General features: G+C 33.7%; 22 protein-coding genes, 1 tRNA gene and 1 rRNA gene. 14 read left to right on the top strand and 10 right to left on the bottom strand.

Going from position 1 to position 26,458, the window contains the following annotated elements:
• The 10 genes from H8700_RS08105 to dnaA form a co-directional block, all read right to left on the bottom strand.
• Positions 1 to 198: ribosomal RNA gene (locus H8700_RS08105) — 16S ribosomal RNA — on the bottom strand; the annotation flags it as partial.
• 363 nt (positions 199 to 561) lie between these two features.
• Positions 562 to 649 (bottom strand) — tRNA-Ser (locus H8700_RS08100).
• Positions 650 to 769: 120 nt separating this feature from the next.
• Entirely contained in the window at positions 770 to 1,306 is a 537-nt protein-coding gene (locus H8700_RS08095; RefSeq protein WP_249304961.1) for a Fe-S-containing hydro-lyase, read from the bottom strand.
• Between the two features lie 147 nt (positions 1,307 to 1,453).
• Positions 1,454 to 2,296, bottom strand: coding sequence for a fumarate hydratase (locus H8700_RS08090; RefSeq protein ID WP_249304959.1), 843 nt, complete (start codon positions 2,294 to 2,296; stop codon positions 1,454 to 1,456).
• 67 nt (positions 2,297 to 2,363) lie between these two features.
• Positions 2,364 to 4,883 (bottom strand): DNA gyrase subunit A, encoded by a 2,520-nt coding sequence (gene gyrA, locus H8700_RS08085; protein ID WP_249304957.1) that lies wholly within the window; start codon positions 4,881 to 4,883, stop codon positions 2,364 to 2,366.
• Between the two features lie 76 nt (positions 4,884 to 4,959).
• Positions 4,960 to 6,882 carry a DNA topoisomerase (ATP-hydrolyzing) subunit B gene (gene gyrB, locus H8700_RS08080; RefSeq protein ID WP_249304955.1) on the bottom strand — a complete coding sequence of 641 codons (1,923 nt, stop codon included), beginning with the start codon at positions 6,880 to 6,882 and terminating at the stop codon, positions 4,960 to 4,962.
• A gap of 126 nt (positions 6,883 to 7,008) precedes the next feature.
• Complete coding sequence (gene recF, locus H8700_RS08075) at positions 7,009 to 8,097, bottom strand: DNA replication/repair protein RecF (protein WP_022142643.1); 1,089 nt, start codon at positions 8,095 to 8,097, stop codon at positions 7,009 to 7,011.
• Positions 8,098 to 8,100: 3 nt separating this feature from the next.
• Positions 8,101 to 8,313, bottom strand: coding sequence for an RNA-binding S4 domain-containing protein (locus H8700_RS08070; protein ID WP_249304953.1), 213 nt, complete (start codon positions 8,311 to 8,313; stop codon positions 8,101 to 8,103).
• A 102-nt stretch (positions 8,314 to 8,415) separates the two neighbouring features.
• Entirely contained in the window at positions 8,416 to 9,519 is a 1,104-nt protein-coding gene (dnaN, locus tag H8700_RS08065) for a DNA polymerase III subunit beta (RefSeq protein WP_249304950.1), read from the bottom strand.
• Between the two features lie 277 nt (positions 9,520 to 9,796).
• Positions 9,797 to 11,170, bottom strand: coding sequence for a chromosomal replication initiator protein DnaA (gene dnaA / locus H8700_RS08060; RefSeq protein ID WP_022142646.1), 1,374 nt, complete (start codon positions 11,168 to 11,170; stop codon positions 9,797 to 9,799).
• A gap of 1,122 nt (positions 11,171 to 12,292) precedes the next feature.
• Between dnaA and rpmH the strand changes: the two genes are divergently transcribed.
• The 14 genes from rpmH to H8700_RS07990 all read left to right on the top strand — a co-directional run bounded on the left by rpmH (position 12,293) and on the right by H8700_RS07990 (position 26,302).
• Positions 12,293 to 12,427 carry a 50S ribosomal protein L34 gene (gene rpmH / locus H8700_RS08055; RefSeq protein ID WP_022142647.1) on the top strand — a complete coding sequence of 45 codons (135 nt, stop codon included), beginning with the start codon at positions 12,293 to 12,295 and terminating at the stop codon, positions 12,425 to 12,427.
• Positions 12,428 to 12,488: 61 nt separating this feature from the next.
• Positions 12,489 to 12,818, top strand: coding sequence for a ribonuclease P protein component (gene rnpA, locus H8700_RS08050; protein ID WP_022142648.1), 330 nt, complete (start codon positions 12,489 to 12,491; stop codon positions 12,816 to 12,818).
• A 6-nt stretch (positions 12,819 to 12,824) separates the two neighbouring features.
• A complete protein-coding gene (yidD, locus tag H8700_RS08045) occupies positions 12,825 to 13,037 on the top strand; it encodes a membrane protein insertion efficiency factor YidD (RefSeq protein ID WP_249304948.1) in 213 nt (70 codons plus the stop codon).
• A gap of 24 nt (positions 13,038 to 13,061) precedes the next feature.
• Positions 13,062 to 14,384: a YidC/Oxa1 family membrane protein insertase gene (locus H8700_RS08040; RefSeq protein ID WP_249304946.1), complete on the top strand. Its 1,323-nt coding sequence runs from the start codon at positions 13,062 to 13,064 to the stop codon at positions 14,382 to 14,384.
• Between the two features lie 135 nt (positions 14,385 to 14,519).
• Positions 14,520 to 15,290 (top strand): RNA-binding cell elongation regulator Jag/EloR, encoded by a 771-nt coding sequence (jag, locus tag H8700_RS08035; RefSeq protein ID WP_249304944.1) that lies wholly within the window; start codon positions 14,520 to 14,522, stop codon positions 15,288 to 15,290.
• 217 nt (positions 15,291 to 15,507) lie between these two features.
• Positions 15,508 to 16,911, top strand: coding sequence for a tRNA uridine-5-carboxymethylaminomethyl(34) synthesis GTPase MnmE (gene mnmE, locus H8700_RS08030; protein ID WP_249304943.1), 1,404 nt, complete (start codon positions 15,508 to 15,510; stop codon positions 16,909 to 16,911).
• 28 nt (positions 16,912 to 16,939) lie between these two features.
• Positions 16,940 to 18,811: a tRNA uridine-5-carboxymethylaminomethyl(34) synthesis enzyme MnmG gene (gene mnmG, locus H8700_RS08025; protein ID WP_249304942.1), complete on the top strand. Its 1,872-nt coding sequence runs from the start codon at positions 16,940 to 16,942 to the stop codon at positions 18,809 to 18,811.
• Between the two features lie 124 nt (positions 18,812 to 18,935).
• Positions 18,936 to 19,361: a GNAT family N-acetyltransferase gene (locus H8700_RS08020; protein ID WP_249304941.1), complete on the top strand. Its 426-nt coding sequence runs from the start codon at positions 18,936 to 18,938 to the stop codon at positions 19,359 to 19,361.
• A gap of 257 nt (positions 19,362 to 19,618) precedes the next feature.
• Positions 19,619 to 20,326 (top strand): 16S rRNA (guanine(527)-N(7))-methyltransferase RsmG, encoded by a 708-nt coding sequence (gene rsmG / locus H8700_RS08015; RefSeq protein ID WP_249304940.1) that lies wholly within the window; start codon positions 19,619 to 19,621, stop codon positions 20,324 to 20,326.
• Positions 20,327 to 21,023: 697 nt separating this feature from the next.
• Positions 21,024 to 21,701, top strand: a complete 678-nt coding sequence (locus H8700_RS08010; protein ID WP_249304939.1) for a hypothetical protein — start codon at positions 21,024 to 21,026, stop codon at positions 21,699 to 21,701.
• Between the two features lie 1,369 nt (positions 21,702 to 23,070).
• Complete coding sequence (locus tag H8700_RS08005) at positions 23,071 to 23,838, top strand: ParA family protein (protein ID WP_249304938.1); 768 nt, start codon at positions 23,071 to 23,073, stop codon at positions 23,836 to 23,838.
• Positions 23,838 to 24,764 carry a ParB/RepB/Spo0J family partition protein gene (locus H8700_RS08000; protein WP_249304937.1) on the top strand — a complete coding sequence of 309 codons (927 nt, stop codon included), beginning with the start codon at positions 23,838 to 23,840 and terminating at the stop codon, positions 24,762 to 24,764. The genes H8700_RS08005 and H8700_RS08000 overlap by 1 nt, the downstream gene beginning before the upstream one ends.
• A gap of 50 nt (positions 24,765 to 24,814) precedes the next feature.
• Positions 24,815 to 25,342: a DUF4446 family protein gene (locus H8700_RS07995; protein WP_022142659.1), complete on the top strand. Its 528-nt coding sequence runs from the start codon at positions 24,815 to 24,817 to the stop codon at positions 25,340 to 25,342.
• A gap of 3 nt (positions 25,343 to 25,345) precedes the next feature.
• Positions 25,346 to 26,302 carry a hypothetical protein gene (locus H8700_RS07990; RefSeq protein ID WP_249304936.1) on the top strand — a complete coding sequence of 319 codons (957 nt, stop codon included), beginning with the start codon at positions 25,346 to 25,348 and terminating at the stop codon, positions 26,300 to 26,302.
• Positions 26,303 to 26,458: the final 156 nt, after the last annotated feature.

Genomic DNA, 26,458 nt, shown 5'->3' with positions numbered 1-26,458 from the left:
GCTTATGCGGTATTAGCAGTCGTTTCCAACTGTTGTCCCCCTGTACAGGGCAGGTTACCCACGCGTTACTCACCCGTCCGCCACTCAGTCTCAAGCATCTTCCTCCCGAAGGATTCTGTCGCAGGAGCTTCGTTCGACTTGCATGTGTTAGGCACGCCGCCAGCGTTCATCCTGAGCCAGGATCAAACTCTCATATTTAAGTTTTGTCCTTGCTAAGCTTTCGCTTGGCTTGTCCGTTTTTACCAATTACTTGGTCTCGCTTTCGTCTTATCTTCTGATAAGCCTCTTGAAATTCTTGGATCTCTTTTTCAAGATCCTCTTTAGAAATTTCAGGGTTGTTTTACTATTTAATTATCAAGATTCTTTTTTGCTCCTCTCTTCTTTTATATAGAAGAAACTCGCTCGGAACTTTCGTTCCTCTGTGCTAACCTTTTGTGCGTCAGCAAGATATATACTATCATGCTTTCAACTCTTTGTCAACACTTTTTTTTATTTTTTTCAAAATATCTTGCTCGACTATCAATCGGAAATATATTTTGAATTATGTGACTATCGTCACAACGGAGAAAGAGGGATTTGAACCCTCGCGCCGCGTAAGCGACCTACACCCTTAGCAGGGGCGCCTCTTCAGCCTCTTGAGTATTTCTCCAGCTCTCTGACATTCAATCACTTGACTGTCAAGCAGAAACTAGTATATCAATTTTATTTATTCTTGTCAACTACTTTTTTTAACTTTCTTACATATTTCATGTATATTTCTTGTATGTCTTTATTTTATGGCTTCTTCATACATATTATTTTTCTCATGATCAATAACAACAATAACAGGGAGATTCTCTACCTCCAGTTTACGAATTGCTTCTGTTCCAAGATCATCATAGGCAATAACCTCTGCTTTTTTTATACATTTGGATAATAATGCTCCAGCTCCCCCTATTGCAGCAAAATAAACAGCATTGTTTGTGTGCATTGACTCTATCACTTCTTTTGAGCGTTTTCCTTTGCCGATCATTCCTTTTAATCCATTTTCCAATAAAAGCGGTGTATATTTGTCCATGCGACTGCTTGTCGTTGGTCCTGCCGATCCTATAACCTGTCCTTCTCTTGCCGGTGATGGTCCAAGATAATAAATGATGTTGTTGTTCAGGTCGATCGGTATTTCTTCTCCTCTTTGCATTGCCTCGTACATTCTTTTATGAGCAGCATCACGGGCTGTATATACTGTTCCGGACAAATATACATAATCCCCGGCATGCAATTCTCTTACTTTTTCATCTGTTAATGGCGTTGTAATATGTTTTTCCATAAAAAATCTCCTTCTTATTCACATTTCTTCTTTAAAATGACATTTACATTAACAAAATAGAACTTTTTCCACGATTAATTTATAATTTCCAGTCTGAATAAATTATTCGTATTTTTATGTTATATAATTTTAAAATGAACATAGCACTTACAAAATTCTCTTTTTATGACGATTAACATGACAGCACATATTAATTGCCAGAGGAAGTCCTGCAATATGTGTAGGATATGTTTCGATATTGATTCCTAATGCAGTTGTAGTGCCCCCTAATCCGCCCGGACCTATTTTAAGCTGATTGATCTGTTCAAGCATTTCATCTTCTAATTCTTTGACATAAGGAATCGGATTGTGAGATCCTAATTCTCTTGTCAGGGCTTTCTTTGCTAATAATGCACATTTTTCAAATGTTCCGCCAATACCAACACCTACTACAACTGGTGGACATGCATTAGGACCTGCCAGACGTACTGTTTCTAAAATTTCTCTTTTAACACCTTCTATGCCATCAGCCGGCTTTAACATAATGACACGGCTCATGTTTTCGCTGCCAAAACCTTTTGGTGCTACTGTTATTTCTACCTGATCTCCCGGTACGATTTCATAATGAATGACTCCCGGTGTATTATCTTTTGTGTTTTCTCTTTCGATAGGATCTTTTACAACTGATTTTCGAAGATAACCCTCTACATATCCCTGACGGATGCCATCATTGATCGCATCTTCTAAGTTTTCTCCCTCAAAATGCACATCCTGACCAATTTTCAAAAAGACAACCGCCATTCCGGTATCCTGACAGATTGGAATACGGTCTTTGTGAGCAATATCTAAGTTTTCTTTTAATTGCTGTAATATCTGTTTTCCTAACACACTTTCTTCTTTTTGCGCCTGATCATAAAGTTTATCTTTGACATCTGCCGATAACTCATAATTTGCTTCTATACACATTTCTTTGATATTCTTTTTTATTTCATCTGTCGATATGATTCTCATAAGTTGCCTCCTTCGTAACAAACAGCCCGACACAAATCATTATGCTGGGCTGTCTGGTTTCTATCTTTTATTTTTCTTCTTCATCCATTTCTTTTTGCAATTCTTCTAATAATTTTTCTTCTGAATTACCGTTTTCTTCCGGAATCGCATCTCTGACTTTTGCCATACTTGCTACAACAATATCTTTTTCAGGATCCAGATCGATCAGTTTGACACCTGATGTAATACGTCCAAGTGTTGATATTTCTGATACTTTTAACTGGATAATAATGCCTTCTGTTGTAATAAGCATTACTTCATTGTCATCATTCACCGCTTTGGCATTTACAACATTTCCGGTCTTATCCGTGATCTTATAGCATTTCACACCTTTACCGCCACGATGCTGTACGCCAAACTCATTGATATCTGTCTTTTTGCCCATACCATATTCTGATACGATCATCAGACAGTCTCCCTGCGTATTAAGCTGCATGCCGATCAGTTCATCATCATAAGAAAGATTCATACCGATCACACCCATAGAAGTACGTCCCGTAGGTCTTACATCATTTTCATTGAAACGGATACACTGACCATGTTTCGTGATCAAAATAATATCTTTCTTCTTGTTTGTTACTTTTACTTCAATCAATTCATCTTCATCACGAAGGCTGATTGCCTGAAGTCCTGTCTTTCTGATATTGGCATATTCTACAATTGATGTCTTCTTAACAATTCCCTTTTTCGTTGCCATAAACAGATACTTCTGATCCTGATATTCCCTGATTGGAATAACTGCAGTGATCTTTTCATCCGGCAATAACTGTAACAGGTTAATGATTGCAGTACCTCTGGCTGTTCTGCTTGCCTCCGGAATTTCGTATGCTTTCAGACGATATACTCTTCCCTTATTGGTAAAGAACATCAGATAATGATGTGTGGTTGCCATAAAGAGATCTTCTATATAATCATCTTCTATCGTTTGCATTCCCTTGATTCCTTTGCCTCCACGATGCTGGCTCTTAAAATTGTCCAGAGTCATTCTCTTAATATAACCAAGCTTTGTCATCGTAATGATCGTATTTTCATTTGGAATCAGATCTTCCATCGACAGATCGTACTCATCATATCCGATTGAAGTACGTCTTTCATCACCATACTTGTCTCTGATCTCAATGATTTCTTTTTTTACAACAGAAAGCAATACTTTTCTGTCTGCTAAGATTGCTTTGTATTCGGCAATTTTCTTTTCTAATTCTGCATATTCACTCTCCAGTTTTTCTCTTTCCAAACCGGTCAATGCACGCAAACGCATTTCTACGATTGCATTTGCCTGCGCTTCTGATAAAGAAAATCTCTGCTCTAATTTTTCTTTCGCTTCATTGGCATTCTTTGATCCACGAATGATCTGGATCACTTCATCAATGTTATCTAATGCAACCAATAAACCTTCTAAGATATGTGCTCTCTCTTCGGCTTTATTTAAATCGTATTTTGTACGACGTGTTACAACCTCTTCCTGATGCATCAGATAATATTTTAACATCTGCAAAAGGTTCATAACGACCGGCTCATTGTTGACTAATGCCAGCATTATAACACCAAACGTATCCTGAAGCTGGGTATGCTTGTATAACTGATTTAATACGATATTCGGATTGACATCACGACGCAGTTCGATACAGATACGCATTCCTTCACGACTTGTTTCATCACGAATATCTGTGAGTCCGTCAACCTTTTTATCTTTATGTAATTCTGCTATTTTCTCAATCAGTCTTGCTTTGTTGACCATATATGGAAGCTCGGTAACTACAATTCTGTTCTTACCGTTATCCATTGGCTCAATCTCTGTCACAGCACGCACTCTGATCTTTCCGCGTCCTGTACGATATGCTTCTTCAATTCCTCTTGTACCTAAGATCTGTGCTCCGGTCGGGAAGTCAGGTCCTTTGATAATTCCAAGAATTTCTTCCATTGTTGTTTCTTTATCTTCTTCAATATCATCGATCAGGCGAACTACACCATTGATTACTTCACGAAGGTTGTGTGGTGGAATATTCGTTGCCATACCTACCGCAATACCGGATGTACCATTTACTAAAAGATTTGGAAAACGAGATGGAAGTACAACAGGTTCCTTTTCTGTCTCATCAAAGTTTGGTATAAAATCTACTGTGTCTTTGTTGATATCACGAAGCATTTCCATTGAAATCTTACTTAATCTTGCTTCCGTATAACGCATCGCAGCAGCTCCATCACCATCGACAGAACCAAAGTTTCCGTGACCATCTACTAAAGGATATCGTGTAGACCATTCCTGTGCAAGGTTTACCAATGCACCATAAATAGAACTGTCACCATGTGGATGATATTTACCCATGGTATCACCAACGATACGGGCACATTTACGATGTGGCTTATCCGGACCATTATTTAATTCGATCATTGCATATAAGATTCTTCTCTGTACAGGTTTTAAACCATCTCTTACATCAGGAAGTGCTCTTGCTGCAATAACGGACATGGCATAATCGATATAGGATGTTTCCATTGTCTTTTTTAAGTCCACCTCATGAACTTTGTCAAAGATATTTTCGTCCATTTTTTACCTCATTCCTGCACACATGCTTACTACTAAACAGATTTTTGACTGTGTGCTTTATCAAAAATCTATTTTCTTATATATCAAGATTTCTAACGTATTTTGCATTTTCTTCGATAAACAATCTTCTTGGTTCTACCTTATCACCCATCAATGTATTAAATACTACATCAATCTCTGATTCGGATTCCTCATCAATATTGACACGAAGCAAGATTCTCTTAGCAGGATCCATTGTCGTATCCCAAAGCTGCTCGGCATCCATCTCACCCAGACCTTTGTAACGCTGGATCTTGTTGTTGCCATCTCTGCCTATCTCCGTAAGAATATCATTCAATTCCTTGTCATCATAAGCATAGAATACTTTCTTGTTCTTCTCTACTTTATACAATGGCGGCTGTGCCAGATAAACATGACCTTCCCGGATCAGATCCGGCATAAAACGATACAGGAAAGTCAACATCAATGTTGCGATATGCGCTCCATCGACATCGGCATCGGTCATGATAACAATTTTGTTATAACGCAGTTTCTCGATATTAAAATCTTCTCCGATACCTGTACCAAATGCTGTGATCATGGCTTTGATCTCATTATTTTCCAAAATACGGTCAAGACGTGCTTTTTCTACGTTTAAAATCTTACCACGCAAAGGAAGGATTGCCTGTGTTGCTTTATCTCTTGCTGTTTTTGCACTACCACCGGCTGAATCACCCTCAACGATATAAATTTCACAATTTTCAGGGTTCTTGTCACTGCAGTCAGCTAATTTACCCGGAAGACTTGTACCGTCTAATGCTGTCTTACGTCTGGTCAGATCTCTAGCCTTACGTGCAGCATCTCTTGCTCTTTGTGCTAATAATGCTTTATCGCAAATAATCTTTGCAACTGCAGGATTCTGCTCCAAAAAATAAGTAAGCTGTTCTGTAACAACGGATTCTACCGCACCTCTTGCTTCACTGTTACCAAGTTTTTGCTTAGTCTGACCTTCAAACTGTGGCTCTGTGATCTTTATACTGATAATCGCAGCAAGTCCTTCTCGAATATCTTCTCCTGAAAGATTGCCCTCTTTTTCTTTCAGAATCTTGTTCTTTTTCGCATAATCATTAAATGTCTTTGTAATTGCGTTACGGAAACCGGTAAGATGCGTGCCACCTTCCGGTGTTGTAATATTATTAACAAAGCTGTATGTACCTTCCTGATAAGAGCTGTTATGCTGCATCGCTACTTCAACATAAATATCATCTCTTTGTCCTTCGCAATAAATGATCTGGTCATACAAAGGATCTTTATGACGATTCAGGTAAGAGACATATTCTTTGATTCCGCCTTCGTAATGAAATTCTCTGACTTTTGGCTCTTCTAATCTTTCATCTGTTAAAACAATCTTGATACCTTTTGTCAAAAATGCCATTTCACGCAGTCTCTGTCTTAAAGTATCAAAGTCATATTCGGTATCTTCAAAAATTTCTTTGTCCGGCTGGAATACAACTTCGGTTCCGGTATGATCCGTTGTACCGATCTCTTTTAACGGATACATTACTTTTCCACGCTCGTATCTTTGATTATATTTCTTTCCATTCTGGTGAATGGTAACTTCAAGCCATTCAGAAAGTGCATTTACAACAGAAGCACCTACACCATGGAGACCACCGGATACTTTATATCCGCCACCGCCAAACTTACCACCGGCATGAAGAATCGTAAAGACAACTTCAACAGCCGGTAAACCTGCTTTATGGTTGATACCGGTAGGAATACCTCGTCCATTATCTACGACCCTGATAGAATTTCCTTTTTGAATAAATACCTGAATTTCAGTACAATATCCTGCTAATGCTTCATCAACTGCATTGTCTACAATCTCATAGACCAGATGATGCAGACCTCGCGTGGAAGTGCTGCCGATATACATACCAGGTCTTTTACGAACCGCCTCTAATCCTTCTAATATTTGGATCTGATCCGCTCCATATTCTCCATTCACTTCTGTTCCCATATGTTCCTCCATTCCTATGTTATGTACTCTCAAAATTTTATAAATTCCGATAGTACATTGTTACTTACTTTTTATAATCTTCTTAGCACACACATTCAATCCAAATGAATTGATTTTTTTATTAAACTACTCTTTTTCTATAAATACTGTACCTTCTTTTATTCTAAAAATCCTATCTAAAGTCAATCTGCTATCTATAAATTCTTCAATACCCGTGCAGGTAATGATTGTTTGAATATCGTGAATACTATCTAGCAGATAATTTTGTCTGTTGCGGTCTAACTCTGATAAAACATCATCCAATAATAAAACGGGAGAATCTCCGGTCATATTTTTGACGATCTCTATCTCTGCAAGTTTCAAAGAAAGTGCACATGTTCTTTGCTGTCCCTGTGAACCATATTTTCGAATGTCAATATCCTTATTCATAAAACAAAGATCATCTCTATGTGGTCCTACACTTGTAGAGAAAAGTTTTTTATCGCGTTCTCTGTAATTATTTAACTTATTTGCAAATTCATCAATAGTAACATCCGGCTCATAAAGCATTTGTAAATGTTCTTTGTTACCGGTAAGGTTTTCATTTACCTTTGTTACTGTTTCTCCAATTTCCTCAATGAACTGACTGCGTCTTTTTATAATTGATTCACCATATTGTAAAAGCTGCATATCCCATATATCTAAAGTATCTTCTAAAGAAGGCTGAAAACTTATCTGCTTTAACAGTTTATTTCGCTGCATCAGAATTTTGTTATATTCTTTCAGATCATGCAAATAAACCTGATCGAGCTGGCATAATTCCATATCAATAAATTTTCTTCTCTCCGCAGGACCGTTTTTTACAATTCTTAGATCTTCCGGTGAAAAAAATATTACATTTAACAGACCAAGCAATTCGCTGGATCGCTTGATTGGAATTCCATCTATTGCGATTCCCTTGCCTTTGTTCTTTTTTAGATGCATATCAATCCGATGTGTCATTTCTTTTTTGGTCAGATGCAATCTGATATGTGCTTCTTCTTTACCAATGCTGACCAATTCTTTATCTTTGCTTCCTTTATGGGATTTTGTTGTTCCACATACGAAAACAGCTTCCAGCAGATTGGTTTTGCCCTGTGCATTATCGCCATACAATATATTAGTATTTGGATGAAAGTCAATCTTTGCAAATTCATAGTTTCTGAAATTGCCTACTTCTAGAGAATCAACATGCATATATTATTCACCGATTACAGTTACCTGCTGTCCTTTATATTCTACCACATCATTTGGGTAGATTTTTTTTCCTCTGCGGGTATCTATTTCTCCATTGACTTTGACTTCTCCATTTTGAATTACAATTTTGGCTTCTACACCGGATGATACCATATTTGCCAGCTTTAAAAGCTGACCAAGTTTGATGAAATCATCACTAATTACTACTGCTTCCATTTTTACCTCGATTCTTTCTTACATACCATACATTCAAAAAAATATTTATCTTTACAAACTCTGTTTTTATTTATAATGCAGAAAAACTAAGCTTTCTGATTATCATACATTAAAATTAACCGGAAGGATCAGATAAATATAGCTTTCTTCTTTATCTCTGATAAAGCATGGTGCTTTCGGATTGATCATATAGATTGTAATTTCTTCTTCATCTATAACACGAAGAGCATCCATTAAAAATCTAGGATTAAATCCGATCAAGATATCTTTTCCTTCTTTAATAGCACTTATTTCTTCATTCATGGAACCAATCGATGAATTCATATTAAATCCCATACTATCATCTTTGATATCAATAATAACCGGTTTTTTGTCAGATTCTTTGATCAATAAGGTAGTACGGTCAATACAATCTAACATTTCTTTTTTGTTTACCGTGAGTTTCGTCTCATAATCACTTGAAAGCATTTTATCGATTTTATAATATTCTCCCTCGATCAATCTGGAAAGAACAATTGTATTTTCAAATTCAAATAAAGCGTGTTTGTCTGTGAAGTAAATATTTACATCATCATCCATACCACCATTTAAGATCTTGCTGATCTCTATTAAGGTTTTTCCAGGAATAATAACGCTGACTTCGTCATAACTATTTTTAAGTTCGATATTGCGGATAGATATTCTGTGGCCATCCAGAGAAACAACTTTTAATTTATTTCCTTTTACCTCGAAGAGTTCACCTGTCATGACTTTTGTATTTTCATTATCAGAAATGGAAAATACTGTCTGACGGATTACTTCTTTTAAAGAAAACTGTGAAATAGTAATATTATTATTTTTTACAATTTGAGGAAGAAATGGAAATTCTTCTGTCGGTTTTACCGAAATATTAAATTTAGCTTTTCCTCCACTAATATTCATAACATAATTATCGTCTACAGATATTGTTACTTCATCCGATGGAAGTTTACGAATGATTTCAAAAAAGACCTTTGCATTAATAGCAACGGAACCTTCTTCTATGATCTGACCATCAATGGTAGTTTCGATGCCAATCTCAAGATCATTGGCAATGAGTTTGATAATGTTATCTTTTACTTCAAGTACAAGGCATTCTAAGATTGCCATAGTCGATTTACCGGGAATTGCCTTTAAAGCAATATTGATACCTTCGATTAACTTCGATTTATCACAAATGATGTTCATGTGTATAACTCCTTTCAAAAAAGCCAAATAAAAATATATAAATATTTATAGTCATTTTGTCGTAGCAGTAGTATTAGAGGCTGTGAATAAGTTGAAAAGTGGTTCAAGCCCATAATACATGCTGTTCGAGTGAAAAAAACAACTTAAAAATAATCTGTTGATTTATGTTCAGAAGTACGTTTTTGTTAACAAATCAAAAAAACAGAAAAAAATTGTGAATCTGAGTTATCAACCGTTTTTGTTGACATGTTAATTTTAGATTAACAAATTTACACAGCTACTGGGGATCAATCTTTTTCTTCAGAACATCAATATTCTGGATTGTTTCTGCATCATTCTCAGCAATTTTATTTTCAATGATCTCTACGCTGTGTAATACCGTAGAATGATGCCTGTTGCCAAGTTTATTGCCAATCTCGGCAAGAGGGCTGGTCGTAAGTTCACGGCATATATACATACAGATATGACGAGGGTATGCGATATTACTGCTTCTTTTATTAGAAAGAATATCTTTGACCGTAATGCCAAAGTGATCTGCTACTGTTTCTAATATATAGTCGATCGTGATAGGACGTTTGATATCCGGGTTGATCTTATCTGATAAAGCTTCCTTTGCGAGATCCATCGTAACTTCCTTACCGCATAAGCTTGAAAATGAGATAACTTTATTAATGGCTCCCTGAAGCTCACGGATATTGGAAATGATATTGCTGGCAATAAAATCAAGGATAGAATCGTCGATATGGATATTTTCCTGATCAACCTTGGAACGCAGGATTGCCATACGGGTTTCATAGGTAGGTGCTTTTACATCCACGGTGATACCCATTTCAAATCGTGAACGGAATCGTTCGTCTAAGGTTGTCATTGTAGAAGGATGCTTATCGGAAGAAATAATAACCTGCTTCTTTGAGTCCGTTAAATGACTAAATGTAAAGAAAAATTCCTGCTGGGTTGCCTCTTTACCGATGATGAACTGGATATCATCAATTAAAAGAACGTCAACGTTTTCTCTGTATTTTTCACGAAAAGCTTTTAATGACTGGGAATGATCGTTGTTACTGCCTCGAACGGCTTCAACGATTTCATTCGTAAATTTCTCGCTTGTAACATAAACGACACGCTTAGAAGGATCGTTTTCTAAGATATAGTTTGCAATCGCATGCATCAAATGTGTCTTTCCAAGTCCGGCACCTCCATAAATATAGAGAGGGTTAATGCTTTCGCCAGGCTTTTCAGCTACCTTTAAAGATGCGGCTTGTGCAAAGTCGTTGTTATCACCGACAATAAAAGTATCAAATGTATAATTAGGATTTATATTAGAAGGAATATTTCTTTTTACCTCAGGAGCCTTTGTTTTATTCTCTCTGTTGATAGGATCTAATTCCGATAAAGAAATAAACTTTAGCTGGTAATGTACGCCTGTAATCTCTTCAATTGAAGCAGCAAGAAAAGTGGAATACTTCTTTTGAATAAAAGATTTACTGTCTCCAATCTCTGTGTCATCAATTAAGATTGTCAGCAGATTATCCTGAACAGAATATACATTTAACTTCTTAATAAAGGTACGAAATACTACGTCTGATATAGAAAATGCAATATGCATATGTTCCAAAATCTTGTCCCAATTTTGTTGTAATTCATATTCCAATTTTTTTTCCTCTTTTCTATATTTATTGTAATGTCAGACTATATACCGGTAGAGTTTCTTCTATATATAGTTACAAAAGAAAAAACGGTATCTAGAACACAAAATTTAAAATATCATGTAAAGCGTTCAGATGTGCCTGAAATAGAGCCTGTCTATAGGCAACAAATAACACATCATACCTTATCTATTTTATATCAAAATAGGCGAAAATACAAGGAACATATTGGGGATAATTCATATATTAGACTGCTTTTTAAAAAAAAGAGAAAGAAAAGCCTGAAATCGTGTTAAAATTGCACCAAAAAGTTTTCAACATAGAAAAAAAGGCAGGAAAAATATAATATATTGGGTGTGGAAAAAAATAAGATTGATGAAAAAAAGCGAGTTATCCACAAAAGAAGAAAAAGGAAGGTTATTAAATTAATAACAATTCAAAATCACAAAAAAGGGCAGTTTTTCAGCAAAAAAGTGGATAATGTTAATAAAATTGTGGAAAACTAATAACAGTGGTGTTAGTTATACAAAGTTATAAACAATTTGTGCACAAATTGTTTATAACTTTGTATGGAACATATATTCTATCTACTTATGTAGAATAGCATAAATAAAGGAAAAATTGTGTGATTAGTCTATTGGTGTATTATGTGAATATTAGTATTATCATATTGTAGAATAAAAATATAATAGTTTGCGTTTCTTCCTATTATAATATGATTTGTTTTTAGTAGAATTGGTAATGTGTATATTTTTAAAATAACAATGAACAAAATGCACATGTGTATAAAATTGTGTATAAGTCACAAAATGATATTTGGATATCCGTATGGCAAAGTTTTTTAACGAAGTGGCCTGCATACCAAAATGTCATAGTAATAAAACGCAAAGCAGGATTGATTCAAATAAGATCCGGATTTTATTTAATGACAGGTAAAATGTAACATGATTTTTAAAATGTTATGGAGAATGAGAGAGTTTGTAAGAAAGTGTGAAAAAAGAAAATAATGGAGAGAAAATAATAAGGAGTGTAAAAAAAGCTTGACTATTTTTTACTTTGCTTGTATAATATGAGATACACGTGATTTTGCGTATAATTATTGATGAATTTAAGGAGGTGTATTCACAATGAAGATGACATTTCAGCCAAAGAAGAAGTCTAGAAGTAGAGTTCATGGTTTCAGAAAGAGAATGCAGACATCTAATGGAAGAAAAGTTTTAGCAAATAGAAGAGCAAAAGGAAGACATAAGTTATCTGCATAGGTCGCATTTATGTGGCCTTTTCTTCTATCACAATTTTCTTTTTTATAGAGGGTTTGTTGCATTGAATTCAATTAAAAAAAACAGAGAGTTTTTAAATGTTTATCATCGTGGAAAATCCTATGCTAATAAGTATTTGGTAATGTATGTTCTCAAGAATGATTCGGAGGAGAACAGATTTGGAATTACAGTTAGTAAAAAAGTTGGTAACAGTGTTGTAAGGCATAGGGTTACACGGTTGATAAGAGAAAGTATTCGTTTAAATTTGGAACAGTTTGAAAAAGGGTTTGACATTGTAATAGTAGCAAGAAATACGGCTAAGGAAAGAAGTTATTTTGATGTGGAAAGTGCATTATTACATTTAGGTAGGCTGCACAAAATAGTGATGAGATGATTATAAATGAAAAAAATAATGATTTTTCTTATAAATTTATATCGTAAGTATATATCTCCCTTAAAAGGAAGACCGTCATGTATCTATACTCCAACATGCTCGCAGTATGCAATACAGGCTTTGGAAAAGTACGGCTTTTTGAAGGGGGGTTTTTTAGCTGTTAAGAGGATTTTAAGATGTCATCCTTTTGCGAAAGGAGGATATGATCCGGTTCCTTAAATTAGAAAGTACCGGAAAAATATTATGATGAGCGCAATATTAACAACTTACCAGGGAGCTTTTTTAGGACCGATTGCCCGTGTACTCGGAAAGATTCTTGAGGCAATTTATTATGTATTGTCACTTGTAGGAATTGAAAATACAGGTATCTGTATTGTTTTATTTACATTTTTGGTAAATGCATTGATGCTTCCGCTTCAGATTAAGCAACAAAAGTTTGCTAAAATGTCGAATATAATGAATCCTGAAATCATGGCGATTCAGAACAAATATAAAAATAAAAAAGATCAGGCATCCCAGCAGAAGATGTCAATGGAAACGCAGGCTGTATATCAGAAATACGGTGTCAGTCCGGCAAGCGGATGTCTTCCATTGTTGATCACATTTCCTATTTTATTTGCTTTGTATCGTGTTATTTATAATATTCCGGCTTATGTAAATCAGGTATATGATATTTATGCCGGTGTTGCAGGAAATTTAAAAGATTTAGATATTACGGTAGCACAGTTAGCCGACTTTATGAAAACAAAAACTTATGTAGTAACAAATGCGGTAAATGATGCTGCAAAAACTGCTGCAAAGACGGATATTAAATATTATATAGACGTTATCGGTCAGTTTAACCAGGAGGCCTGGGACAAGTTAAAGAATATGGATGTGATACAGAATGCGAAAGATGCAAAACAAGTATTAAAGGAAATTACAAGTACATCAACGCGTGCAGCATCAATTAATTCTTTTTTTGGAATGAACATTGCAGATGCACCTAAAGTCCCGTTTGTCGGTGGAAATGCTTTGACACTTGGTTTCAGCATTCCTGTTTTTTCTGTAATTACACAGATTATAAGTACAAAGTTAAGTATGGCAGGTACACCACAGCAGAATATGCAGGATAATCCTACTGCAAATTCTATGAAGACGATGAATACGGTAATGCCATTTGTAACAGGTGTTATGTGTTTTATGTTCCCAATCGGTGTTGGTTTATACTGGGTAGCCGGTAATGTATTTAGAATTTTTCAGCAGCTTTTCATTAATCTGTATTTTAGTAAAGTAGATATGGAAGAAATGTTAGCAAAGAATGCCGAAAAAGCCAGAGAGCGTATGATCAAGCGAGGTATTGATCCGGATAAGGTTCAGAATTATGCTAAGACGAAGACAAGCACAATCAACAAGAATACAGGATCACAGCCTAAGAAGAATACTGCAAATGTAAATAAAGCTGTTAATAAGGCAAAGAAGAGCGATTATAAGCGTCCTGAAAATTCAAAATACAAAGAAGGCAGTATTGCGGCATATGCAAATATGTTAAACCGCGATAAATCGCAAGATACAAAGAAAAATTAGAAAAATTTGTCATAAACATGATTAAATAGTCTTTATAAAGTGAAGTTGAAATGCAAACCGGAGATTTGCATGGAAAAAGCAGTTATAGATAATACAAAATGTGGACAAGTATGTACGAAAAAGGAGAGATATATAATGGAATGGAAAGAGTTTTCAGCTAAAACAACAAATGAAGCATTAACAAATGCATTGATCGAATTTAATACATCAAGTGATAAAGTAGAATATGAAGTGGTAGAGAAAGAGTCTTCTAAGCTTCTTGGTCTGATCAACAAGCCTGCCATCATCCGCGTACGTTTGAAGATGGGATATGAAGAAATTGCAAAAGATTTTTTAGTAAAAGTATTTCATGCAATGAATATGGAAGTTGAAGTAGAAGCCATTTATCATGAAGATGAAAATACGATGGATATCGAGCTGACAGGAAACGAAATGGGAATCCTTATCGGTAAAAGAGGAAATACATTGGATTCTTTGCAATATCTTGTAAGTCTTGCTGTAAACCGCAATTCAGAAAGTTATATTAAAGTAAAACTTGATACAGAAAATTATCGTGAGCGTCGTAAAGAAACATTGGAAAACCTTGCTCATAATCTTGCTCATAAAGTAAAGAGAATTCACAAACCGGTTTATTTAGAGCCTATGAATCCTTATGAGAGAAGAATTATCCATTCTGCATTACAAAAAGATAAATATGTAGAAACACATAGCGAAGGAGAAGAACCATATCGTAAAGTGGTTATTACCTTAAAAGACGGCGTTGATACCGGTTATGAAAACCGTGGAAGATATTCTCGTAATCGTTCCTATGGAAAGAATAATTATCGCAAACCATATAATAAGAAAAATGCATATAACAGAGATGAAAGTGTAGAAGAGACAGTTTCAACAGATGTAGAAGCATAGTCAGGTCTGCATAAAATAATCCGAATCAAAAAGTATGTGTTTGATGAGATGGTAAGGGGGCTGGAAGACAGCTCCCTTTTTTGCTATATAGGAAATTGCTCGTACAGTAGCGGTACACCAACAAGAATTGCTTTAGCAATTCTTGGAGTGCAAAGCGCTGGCTTTGCACTTTTTTGTGAAATAGGAAAAAGACTTTTTGTGTATTGGAGGAAGTTCAATGGAATTTGATACAATTGCCGGTATTGCCAGTGGAATGGGTGGAGGAATTGGAATTATAAGAATCAGTGGACCGGATGCTTTAAAAGCAGCCGGTGCTATCTTCCGGACAAAAAAATATCTGAAAGATCCAAAGAAAGAATGGAATCAGGCTTATTTTGAAAAAAAAGAGACACACACGATCCATTATGGAATGATCGTCAATGAAGATGGATCGATGTTAGATGAAGTAATGGTTCTTTTGATGAAAGCTCCCAGAAGTTACACTTGTGAAGATGTTGTTGAAATTGATTCTCATGGTGGTCCTTTTTTGGTACAAAAGATTCTAAAGAGAATATTGCATCAGGGTGTCAGATTAGCAGAACCCGGAGAATTTACAAAAAGAGCTTTCTTAAATGGACGTATTGATCTTGCACAGGCTGAAGCCGTTATGAAGATGATATCTTCAAAAGGAGAATTTGCATTAGAAAGTGCAACGAAACAGTTAGAAGGACGTGTTTCGGGATATATTGAAGAAATCAGACAGGAAATTTTGCATAATATGGGATATATTGAAGCAGCATTAGATGATCCTGAACATTATGAACTGGATGGATTTTCAGAAAAATTGTATGATATACTTCAAAAGGAATGTAACCGTTTGCATGAACTTCTGGATAATTTTGAAAATGGACGAATGAAGTCAGAAGGTATCAATACTGTCATTGTCGGAAAGCCAAATGCCGGAAAATCATCTTTAATGAATCTTTTGCTTGATGAGGAAAGAGCGATTGTTACAAATATAGCCGGAACAACGCGTGATATATTGGAAGAAACCGTTCATATAGGTAATATTGTGTTGAATTTAGTAGATACGGCAGGAATTCATGATACAGAAGATATTGTGGAACATATGGGTGTTGAAAAGGCAAAAGAATATCTTGGACAGGCTGATTTTATTATTTATGTTGTGGATGCAAGTATTCCTTTGGACGAAGCAGATCATAAGATTATAGAACTTCTTTCAGATAAGAAAGGAGTAATCTTAAAAAATAAATCAGATTTAGAAAAGAATCTTGATGACAAAGAACTTGAACAAAAATTGCATTGGGATTGTATTGATTTCTCAAGCAAAACGACAAAGGGACTTTCGAAACTGGAAAAATATATTACAGATTCTTTCTTAGAAGGAAACATTTCTTATAATGACCAGATTTATCTGACGAGTGTAAGACATCGTGATGCGGTTGAAAAAGCAGTAGTAAGTTTAAAACGGACAATGCAGACGATTGAAGATGGAATGCCGGAAGATCTGTTTATTATTGATATGATGGATGCTTATGAAAAGTTGGGACTGATCAATGGAAAGACAGCTTCGGAAGATCTGGTCAATAAAATATTCAAAGAATTTTGTATGGGAAAATAAGTGTCAGATGGGAAAAGGAGTATGAATAATGTCTTATATATATGAAAGTTATGATGCTGTTGTGATAGGAGCCGGTCATGCAGGATGTGAAGCAGCATTGGCTCTTGCGCGGCTTGGTTTTCGTACTTTGGTCTTTACGGTCAGCATTGACAGTGTTGCAATGATGCCGTGCAACCCAAACGTTGGCGGAAGCTCGAAAGGACACCTGGTTCGCGAAATAGATGCTCTGGGTGGAGAAATGGGTAAGAATATTGATAAAACATATATCCAGTCTAAAATGTTAAATATGTCAAAAGGACCTGCAGTTCATTCTTTGCGTGCACAGGCAGATAAGAAGGATTACAGCCGGTCAATGCGTATGGTTTTGGAAAATACAGATAATCTGACGATCAAGCAGGGTGAAGTTGCAAAAATCCTTGTAGAGGATGGAAAAGTTACAGGTGTTGTTACTGCTTCCGATGCACAATATCCTTGCAAAGCTGTTGTTATGTGTACGGGAACTTATCTGAATGCCCGTTGTGTCTATGGTGATGTCAGTAATTATACAGGACCAAACGGATTATCGGCAGCCAATCATCTGACACAGTCTTTGTTAGATCTTGGCGTTGATATCAGACGGTTTAAAACAGGTACACCGGCTAGAGTAGATAAAAGAACGATTGATTTTAGTAAAATGGAAGAGCAGTTTGGTGATGAAAAAGTTGTTCCTTTTTCATTTACAAATACACCGGAAGATATTGAGAAAGAGCAGATTTCCTGCTGGCTTACTTATACAAATGAGAAGACACATAAGATCATCATGGATAATATTGACCGTTCGCCTCTCTATTCAGGAAATATCAAAGGCACAGGTCCACGTTATTGTCCATCAATTGAAGATAAAGTAGTACGTTTTGCTGATAAGAACCGTCATCAGGTTTTTTTGGAGCCGGAGGGTAATTATACGAATGAAATGTATGTGGGAGGTATGTCAAGTTCATTGCCGGAAGATGTGCAATATGAAATGTATCATTCTGTTCCGGGATTGGAGCATGCGACGATTGTGAGAAATGCCTATGCGATTGAATATGATTGTATCAACCCGGTGCAATTAAAAGCTTCATTGGAATTTAAAGATATATCTGGATTTTTTAGTGCCGGACAGGCAAATGGAAGTTCAGGATATGAAGAAGCCGCAGCACAGGGTATCATTGCCGGAATCAATGCAGCACAAAAGCTTGCCGGAAAAGAACCATTGATCTTAGATCGTTCGCAGGCTTACATAGGTGTACTGATCGATGATCTGATTACAAAGGGAACGAATGAGCCGTATCGAATGATGACATCACGCGCAGAATATCGTCTGCTCTTAAGACAGGATAATGCAGATATTCGTTTGACCGGCATTGGTCATGATATTGGTTTAATATCCGATGAACGATATGATAAATTATGTAAAAAAATGGAACTGATTAAAAAAGAAATTCAACGCTTGGAAAAAACTACAATCGGTGCAACAAAAGAAGTACAGAAATTCTTGGAAAAAAACGGAAGTACACTTTTGCAATCCGGTGCAACATTAGCTGAGCTTTTGAAAAGACCGGAATTGTCATATGATCTTCTTGCAGAAATTGATACAGACAGAGAAAGTCTTCCGGCAGATGTCTGTGATCAGGTTAATATTAACTTAAAATACGATGGATATATCAAGAGACAGGAACGACAGGTTGCCCAATATAAAAAGCTGGAAAATAAGAAAATACCGGAAGATATTGATTATGATGACGTATACAGTTTGAGAAAAGAAGCAACGCAAAAATTAAAGGAGTTTCGTCCTGCTTCTGTCGGACAGGCATCCCGTATTTCGGGTGTATCACCGGCTGATATTTCGGTGCTGCTCGTTTATCTCGAAAGAAAGTAAAGAAAATAAGTGTTAAAAGTAGGATTGACCGATTTTCTTTCGTGGGGGATGCTTCTTGTTTGAAGGATAAAAAGGGAAAAGAAAAATAGTTTGATAAATCGGAATTTTATGGAGAGTCACCGTTATGATTAGAGAATTTCAAAGAGATGATATAAATAAAGTTGCGGATATATGGTTAGATACAAATATAAAGGCACATAATTTTATCCCCTCCCAATACTGGAAAAGCAACTTCAAATCAGTAAAAGAAGCACTGTCACGATCAGAGGTTTATGTGTATGAGTATGATATAGAAATACAGGGCTTTATAGGCTTAAATGATGAATATGTTGAGGGTATTTTTGTTTCTGGTGAAATGCAATCGCAGGGTATAGGTAAAATTCTGCTGAATTACGCAAAGGATAAAAGGAATAAGTTACTCTTGAACGTATACCAAAAGAACGCACGGGCAATATCCTTTTATAAGAGAGAAAAATTTGAAATTCAGCATAGTGGCTTGGATGAGGCTACCGGAGAAAAAGAGTATGTAATGGCATGGCAACGGAAATAAAAATGCCAATTCGCAAGGTAGACTAAAAAACGGAAAAGCGAGAAAAAGTATAGTATAAATAGCAAAGTAAGCGATTGTTTTATAGGAAAATGTAATGAACTAAATTTTGCTTAGGCAGAAAAGATACTCTGCAACAGAGTGTTTGTAAGTTAGAAATAAAGATATTATTCTACTTGTAGTGGGTTTTATTGAAATGGAAAAGTTTACTTTTTAGAAAATACAATTAGATATATGTAATAAATGGAAAAGAGGGTTATATGAAAGAATTTTTGAAAAAATCAGCAAGTGCATTGTCAATTGAACTTACGGATGAAATGTTAGAAAAATTTCAAATATATTTTGATTTTCTTTTGGAGACAAATAAATCATTGAATTTAACAGCAATTACAGAAATGAAAGATGTTGTATTAAAACATTTTGTTGATAGTATATCGATTGTTTCTTATTTTGATCTGAAAGGTAAAAAGGTAATTGATGTAGGAACAGGTGCAGGTTTTCCGGGAATTCCTTTGGCTATATTAAATCCGGATACAGAATTTGTATTAGCTGATTCATTAAAAAAAAGATTACATTTTATTGACCAGGTTACAGAAAAGTGTGATCTGAAAAATGTTACTACTGTTCATGGCAGGGCAGAAGATCTTGGACAAGATACGATGTATCGTGAACGGTTTGATTATTGTGTATCAAGAGCAGTAGCATCATTGCCTGTCTTATTGGAACTTTGTATTCCCTTTGTAAAGCAGAATGGTTATTTTATTTCTTATAAAAGTGAAACATTGCAACAGGAGTTAGGACAAGCAAAGCATGCAATGCAGGAATTGAATTGTTCTTTATATCAGGAATATTCATATACTTTACCGGAAACGGATTATTATAGAGTGTTAGCAGCTTTTTCTAAAAATGGTCCTTTGAAGAAAAAGTATCCAAGACAGGCTGGAAAACCAAAAAGGAATCCGTTATAATGGAGAGGTAGTGTATAAGTATAATAAATTTTAAAAGATAACAAAATAAAAAAGCAAAGCAGATAACAGAAAAATGATATTGACTGAGCTGAAGGCGAGGAATGCTTCTTGTCCGTAGGCAAGAAGACGAAACGTAAAATGAGTTTGATAAATTGGTATTTGCTTTTTAAGATGTATGGATCAATCAAATAATGTTTTGTTAAACAGATAACAAAACCAGGGAGTACGGTTTCTATCAGCGTAAAATATAATAAATTGACTAACAAAGGTGTTAATAAGAGCATGATTTGTATTATGTTCTTTTAACATCTTTTTTATATGAAAAATTAGAATGTTTGTCAAATAAAATAAAGAAAATAGATAGCATGTTTTATAAAAAATGATTATATGCATAATAAAATATAGATAAAAATGGATTGTATTGTTTGATTGAATAGAAGAAAATTAAAATGAATTTTGAATAAAATAGTGAAGAAAGTAGGTTGCTGCTTCATCAAATAAAAACAGGGGGTGCATGTTTAATAAAATAAAGAAGAAAATTGTATGTAGGCTTTATGAAATAAAAGTTAGATTGTATGTTTAAAAAATATAGATGTTTTGATTGAAATATCAATACAGTAAAATGTTGATATAGAGAAAGAAGAAATTATTAATGCCAAGGAAAATTTAATAATAGATACGAGGAGATGACCTGGTAATGCAGCAATATATATTAATAGAAAAGTTAAAAAAATACATATCGGAAAATGATAATATAATACAAAAGCTTCATTTTATAATAATGTATTATAATGATATTTTGTTAGTTTTAAAAAGTAATACGTCAGATCAGAAAAAACAAAATTGCTTGAAAAATATTAAACATAAATACCAGTCTTCATTTGATTATTTGGAAAATAAATTTAATCTTATATCCTTAGCTGAAATTCAAATGAATTATAAATCAGAAAATTTGTATCAAAAATGTCATGATAATAAAAAGAAGTTGCAAACTAGTTTATTGAAGATACAAATGCAAAATACTTTCTTTTATGATTTGATTCGGACATTAGAGGAAGATGAAAATACTGAATATTTTATTGCAGATGAAATTATCACACCTGAGATACGGGAAGATACTCAATTTAATTATAATAAGGAAAAATTGTCAGAAAAATCATTTCATGAAATGATATGTATAGTTAATGAAATTTTAAATGAAAATTTGATAAAGGCAATTTCACATCTTAATTATTTAAATCGACATATAACGGATGGCTCTAACATGGAAAATAAGATACAAATCAAATTGGCAGTCGAAGAAATAGAAAAGATTAAGCAAAAGATATCTTTGATAAAACAACAATTAAATGTTTTTAAGACCTTTGAAATATAAGTATCACTGTGATTTAAAAAGACAGAATTTAAAATATAAAAAATGTTTTGAGTTTATATAGAAAACAATAATAGATAGGAGATTTTTGATTTATATTGCTCAATAATGTTTCACGTGAAACATTATATTAGTGTATACTCATATAGAAATGAAAAATTATAATGAAATATAAGATACACATAAATTATTAAAAAGTTGTTTTTATTATTACAAGTAAATATGTATAGAACTGAAAATACAGGTAAAAAAATATTTATATTATATTCAGAATAATAATTAATACTGGGTTAATTAAACTGGTATATGTTTCACGTGAAACATTATACCAGTTCAAATTATATAGTAACGGAAAATATAATGAATAATAAGATGTAAATAATTAATGAAGAGTAGTTTTTTATATCATTGATATTAAAATGTATTCATGAAAAAAATGCATAAAAAAATATAGGAAGAGCAAAAACATCTATTATATAAATATAATTATCAGTTGATTATATTTATATAATGTTTCACGTGAAACATTATGCTAATGCGTTATAGGTAATAACATAAAATATAGAGAATAATTGAATATAAATAGAATTATATAATAAATTGGTAGATATGAATATGAAATGAAAAAAATAAATGATTTTATTGAAAACAAATTAAAGAACTCCTGATATAAAAAGAATCGTTGATTAATTTTATACAAGATAAAATAACAACTAACTGATCAGGTGTTATCGTATAAATAAAAAATGATTATATGAAACGGAGCAACAACCAGCTGATCAGTGTTATCGCATAAATAAAAAATGATATATGAAACGAAGCAACAACTAGCTGATCAGTGTTATCGCATAAATAAAAAATAATTATATGAAACAAAATAATTTATTTGAGTCGAGACTTTTTACAAAAGAGGCAAAGGATGATAACTGAAAATAAATAAAAGAGTAATATATTTAAATGGTTTTATTTAGAAAACATAATAACATTTTGCTATAAAGAGTATAGTGGTTAATTACATATCTATATTTTTTTAAAATAAAATATGCGTAATTAGAGTGTTTTTAACTGGACATTGTTAAAAATGTTTCACGTGAAACATTAATTGCTATATCTAACAAAAAAGTAACATATATACATAGCACTGTATATATTTCTATAAAATGTAAAAAAATATTGGCAGACAGATAAAATATATATTTCTTTGTTTCCACTTTATTCAGTTAAACATATTTTAACGGAAAATGCTGATTTCAAAAAAATTGAACAAATAAAAAATTATTTTATATGCAATATTCTATAGAAATTTTATACGATTATATATTATAATAATACATAGACTATTGATAAAATTATATTTGGAAAGGATGAAAAAATGGGCAGGGTAATAGCAATATCAAATCAAAAAGGTGGAGTTGGTAAAACAACAACAGCTATTAATCTTTCTGCTTGTTTGGCAGAAAAACAACAAAAAGTTTTAGTGATAGATATGGACCCGCAGGGCAATGCAACCAGTGGATTGGGAGTTGAAAAAGCATCCGTAGAACATTCCAGCTATGAAGTGCTTTTAGATGATATTTCAATTACAGATGCGATGGAACGGTCTGTATGCGATAATTTATATGTTGTTCCATCTGAACGAGGATTAGCAGGAGCAGAAATTGAATTAATCGGTAAAAATGAAAGAGAGTATGTATTAAAGGAAAAGGTAGATCAAGTAAAAGATCAATTTGATTTTATTATTATTGATTGTCCTCCATCATTAAATATATTAACGGTAAATGCGATGACAACAGCGGATACTGTATTAGTACCAATTCAGTGCGAATATTATGCATTGGAGGGGCTTAGCGAATTGTTATATACAATTGAATTAGTTAAAGAACGATTGAACAGCAAGTTAGAGATAGAGGGTGTTGTCTTTACTATGTATGATGCTAGAACATGTTTATCATTACAAGTGGTGGAAAATGTAAAGGAAAACCTACAGCAAAATATCTATAAGACAATTATTCCAAGAAATATTCGATTGGCGGAAGCTCCAAGTTATGGCATGCCAATTAATTTATATGACAGTAAATCTGCCGGAGCAGAGGGATATCGTAATTTGGCTGAAGAAGTATTGGAAAGGGGAAAAGAATAATGCCACAAAAAAGAGGATTAGGAAGTGGAATTGACGTTTTGATTCCAAAAGCACAAGGGACAAAAAAAGGAGAAGAAAAAAAGAAAGTAGTTAAAGAAGTAGTAAAAGAGGTAGTGAAAGAGTTAGAGACAATACCGATTAATAAAATAGAACCAAATCAATCACAGCCAAGAAAAAATTTCAACGAGGATTCTTTGCAGGAATTAGCTGATTCTATTAAACAGCATGGATTGATAGAACCATTGATCGTTCAAAAAGGGAAAAAAGGATTCTATCAGATTATTGCAGGAGAAAGAAGATGGCGTGCTGCCAAAATAGCAAATCTGAAGGAAGTTCCTGTTGTAATCAAAGATTACACGAAACAGGAAGTTATGGAAATTGCATTAATCGAGAATATTCAACGAGAAGATTTGAATCCAATCGAAGAAGCAGAAGCATATGATAGTCTAATTAAAGAATTTCACTTGAAACAGGATGAAATTGCCGAAAAAGTCTCTAAAAGCAGAGTCGCAATTACAAATGCATTACGGTTGTTAAAGCTTGATGAAAGAGTCCGGACAATGCTGGTAGAAGATAAATTGAAAAGTGGACATGCAAGAGCATTGCTTGCGATTGAAAATAATGATTTACAATACGAAACAGCAGTTCAGGTTTTTGATCAGAAATTAAGTGTACGAGAAACAGAAAAACTAGTGAAGAAAATTCTTCTTCCAAAAGCAGAAAAAAAAGAAGATGAAAAAAATAATGATGAGCAAATGAAAACCATATATCAGAATTTTGAAGAAAAATTAAAAATGATAATGGGTACAAAGGTGAATATTAATCATGGAAAAAAAGGAAAAGGCAAGATAGAAATTGAATATTATTCACCGGATGAATTTGAACGTATTATGGAATTAATGACAAAAATAGCAGATAAAAACTAAAATAGTATAATTACATAAATAAAAATATGCAGAAAAGAGGATAAACAAGAATGAAATTATTTGAACAGTATAATATTGATATCGGATATGTAGTAATGGGAATGGCTGGAGTAATTCTTATCATGTTGATCTTATTGATCGTTACAATGGCAAAGAATGCCAGTATGCGTAAAAAATATAAGATTTTTATGAATGGTGAGAATGGCAAAAATATGGAAAAAGCTATTTTAGAAAAATTTGCTGCAATTGACTTTTTGGAAGAAAATGTTGATCAGATTTACAAACAAATTAAAGCAATTAGTGGTCAGTTGACAACAGCTTATCAAAAAATCGGTCTTGTAAAATATGATGCATTTAAGGAAATCGGTGGAAAACTGAGCTTTGTTTTAGTTTTATTGACAGAAGATAACAATGGTTTTATTTTGAATTCAATGCATAGCACAAAAGAAGGTTGTTATACATATGCAAAAGAGGTTGTAAATGGTGAAGCATTTGTAATTTTGTCGGAAGAAGAACAGCAGGCACTAGAAGAAGCAAAAGCCAATGTCAGTTTGAAAAAATTAACAGAGGAAAGATAGTAAATGAGTTCAATGATTAAAATAATCCTGGGGACAGTAATCACTTCTGTGATTCCTGTCCTCATTATCGAAATGGCAAAAAAGAAAAAATGGATTGAATTAAATGATTTCTTTCATAGAAATATTATTTATTATATGACTATGTTTTGTGTACTTTTAGCAGGAAATTTGTATGGAAATACGGAATTTGTATTTACTATAATTATAGGAAGTTCTATTTTGCATATATTGGGAGTATGTGGCGTGAAGTTTGTATTGGAGAAAGAAGAAAAAAATACAGTTATATGGAATCATGGGATGTATTATGCATTTAGCTGTATTGTCTTTCTTTTTCTTGGAGCAGATTATTTGATGTTTGGAAACAGATCGTCAGCAAGCTGGTTTTCAACTGAAAATATGATAAGTCGAACAGATGGAATGGTATTGTTTTTTCTTTTGTTATTTTATCTTTTCATACAGGCTTATTTTTCAAAGAAATCCATAGAGCAGAAAGAAAGTGGTGAAATATCTTATTTGCATGAGAATACACAAAGTATTAAAAAAAGCATCATTGTTTTTGTTATAATATTTCTTTTAATTTATACAGGAGTTGCACTTTTGTTTAGTGGATTTTCATATATTACATGGAAATTGCACCAATCATTTTATCTGGTGAATTCTTTACTGGGAGTCTGGGTACTAAATCTGCCTTATATCTATTTAACAATGAGAAGTGGAAATAAAAAGGAAGTGATATTGGAAGAATCATACATTCAGGGATTAGTGGGACTTACAGGTGGAATTGGATGTACAGCAATCATACATCCTTTTTGGATGAGTGCAAGATATATTCAGGATGTAATGATATTGTGCGTAATTGTTACTTTAATGCAATTAATCAAAAAGATTCCGGCAACCATTAGAGGCAGTATTATGATTACGGCATATTTAGCTGTTGTAATAGGTTTGTTTGTGCGGTAAGAGCAGAATAAATCTCAATATTTATCAGAATTTACGGAAATATAAAAACTCATATGGTAAATCTGAAAGATAACTATATGAGTTTTTTTGCGTTGCATTAGTATATATAATGCAGGTATTACTAATAACATAATAAACAATATTGTTAGTGTACTA

This window comes from Jutongia hominis, assembly GCF_014384965.1.
Classification (GTDB): Bacteria; Bacillota; Clostridia; order Lachnospirales; family Lachnospiraceae; genus Butyribacter; species Butyribacter hominis.
Note: the sequence above shows the minus strand (reverse complement) of the source record. Positions and strands in the feature narration are given on the sequence as shown.

Excerpts from the sequence above, each read along its gene's own strand:
- mnmG (WP_249304942.1), top strand. The coding sequence starts at position 16,940 with ATGTCTTATATATATGAAAGTTATGATGCTGTTGTGATAGGAGCCGGT.
- mnmE (WP_249304943.1), top strand. The coding sequence starts at position 15,508 with ATGGAATTTGATACAATTGCCGGTATTGCCAGTGGAATGGGTGGAGGA.
- jag (WP_249304944.1), top strand. The coding sequence starts at position 14,520 with ATGGAATGGAAAGAGTTTTCAGCTAAAACAACAAATGAAGCATTAACA.
- H8700_RS08095 (WP_249304961.1), bottom strand. The coding sequence starts at position 1,306 with ATGGAAAAACATATTACAACGCCATTAACAGATGAAAAAGTAAGAGAA.
- H8700_RS07995 (WP_022142659.1), top strand. The coding sequence starts at position 24,815 with ATGAAATTATTTGAACAGTATAATATTGATATCGGATATGTAGTAATG.
- gyrB (WP_249304955.1), bottom strand. The coding sequence starts at position 6,882 with ATGGGAACAGAAGTGAATGGAGAATATGGAGCGGATCAGATCCAAATA.
- yidD (WP_249304948.1), top strand. The coding sequence starts at position 12,825 with ATGAAAAAAATAATGATTTTTCTTATAAATTTATATCGTAAGTATATA.
- recF (WP_022142643.1), bottom strand. The coding sequence starts at position 8,097 with ATGCATGTTGATTCTCTAGAAGTAGGCAATTTCAGAAACTATGAATTT.
- rpmH (WP_022142647.1), top strand. The coding sequence starts at position 12,293 with ATGAAGATGACATTTCAGCCAAAGAAGAAGTCTAGAAGTAGAGTTCAT.
- H8700_RS07990 (WP_249304936.1), top strand. The coding sequence starts at position 25,346 with ATGAGTTCAATGATTAAAATAATCCTGGGGACAGTAATCACTTCTGTG.
- dnaN (WP_249304950.1), bottom strand. The coding sequence starts at position 9,519 with ATGAACATCATTTGTGATAAATCGAAGTTAATCGAAGGTATCAATATT.
- H8700_RS08000 (WP_249304937.1), top strand. The coding sequence starts at position 23,838 with ATGCCACAAAAAAGAGGATTAGGAAGTGGAATTGACGTTTTGATTCCA.
- H8700_RS08020 (WP_249304941.1), top strand. The coding sequence starts at position 18,936 with ATGATTAGAGAATTTCAAAGAGATGATATAAATAAAGTTGCGGATATA.
- gyrA (WP_249304957.1), bottom strand. The coding sequence starts at position 4,883 with ATGGACGAAAATATCTTTGACAAAGTTCATGAGGTGGACTTAAAAAAG.
- rsmG (WP_249304940.1), top strand. The coding sequence starts at position 19,619 with ATGAAAGAATTTTTGAAAAAATCAGCAAGTGCATTGTCAATTGAACTT.
- H8700_RS08040 (WP_249304946.1), top strand. The coding sequence starts at position 13,062 with ATGATGAGCGCAATATTAACAACTTACCAGGGAGCTTTTTTAGGACCG.
- H8700_RS08010 (WP_249304939.1), top strand. The coding sequence starts at position 21,024 with ATGCAGCAATATATATTAATAGAAAAGTTAAAAAAATACATATCGGAA.
- H8700_RS08005 (WP_249304938.1), top strand. The coding sequence starts at position 23,071 with ATGGGCAGGGTAATAGCAATATCAAATCAAAAAGGTGGAGTTGGTAAA.
- H8700_RS08070 (WP_249304953.1), bottom strand. The coding sequence starts at position 8,313 with ATGGAAGCAGTAGTAATTAGTGATGATTTCATCAAACTTGGTCAGCTT.
- H8700_RS08090 (WP_249304959.1), bottom strand. The coding sequence starts at position 2,296 with ATGAGAATCATATCGACAGATGAAATAAAAAAGAATATCAAAGAAATG.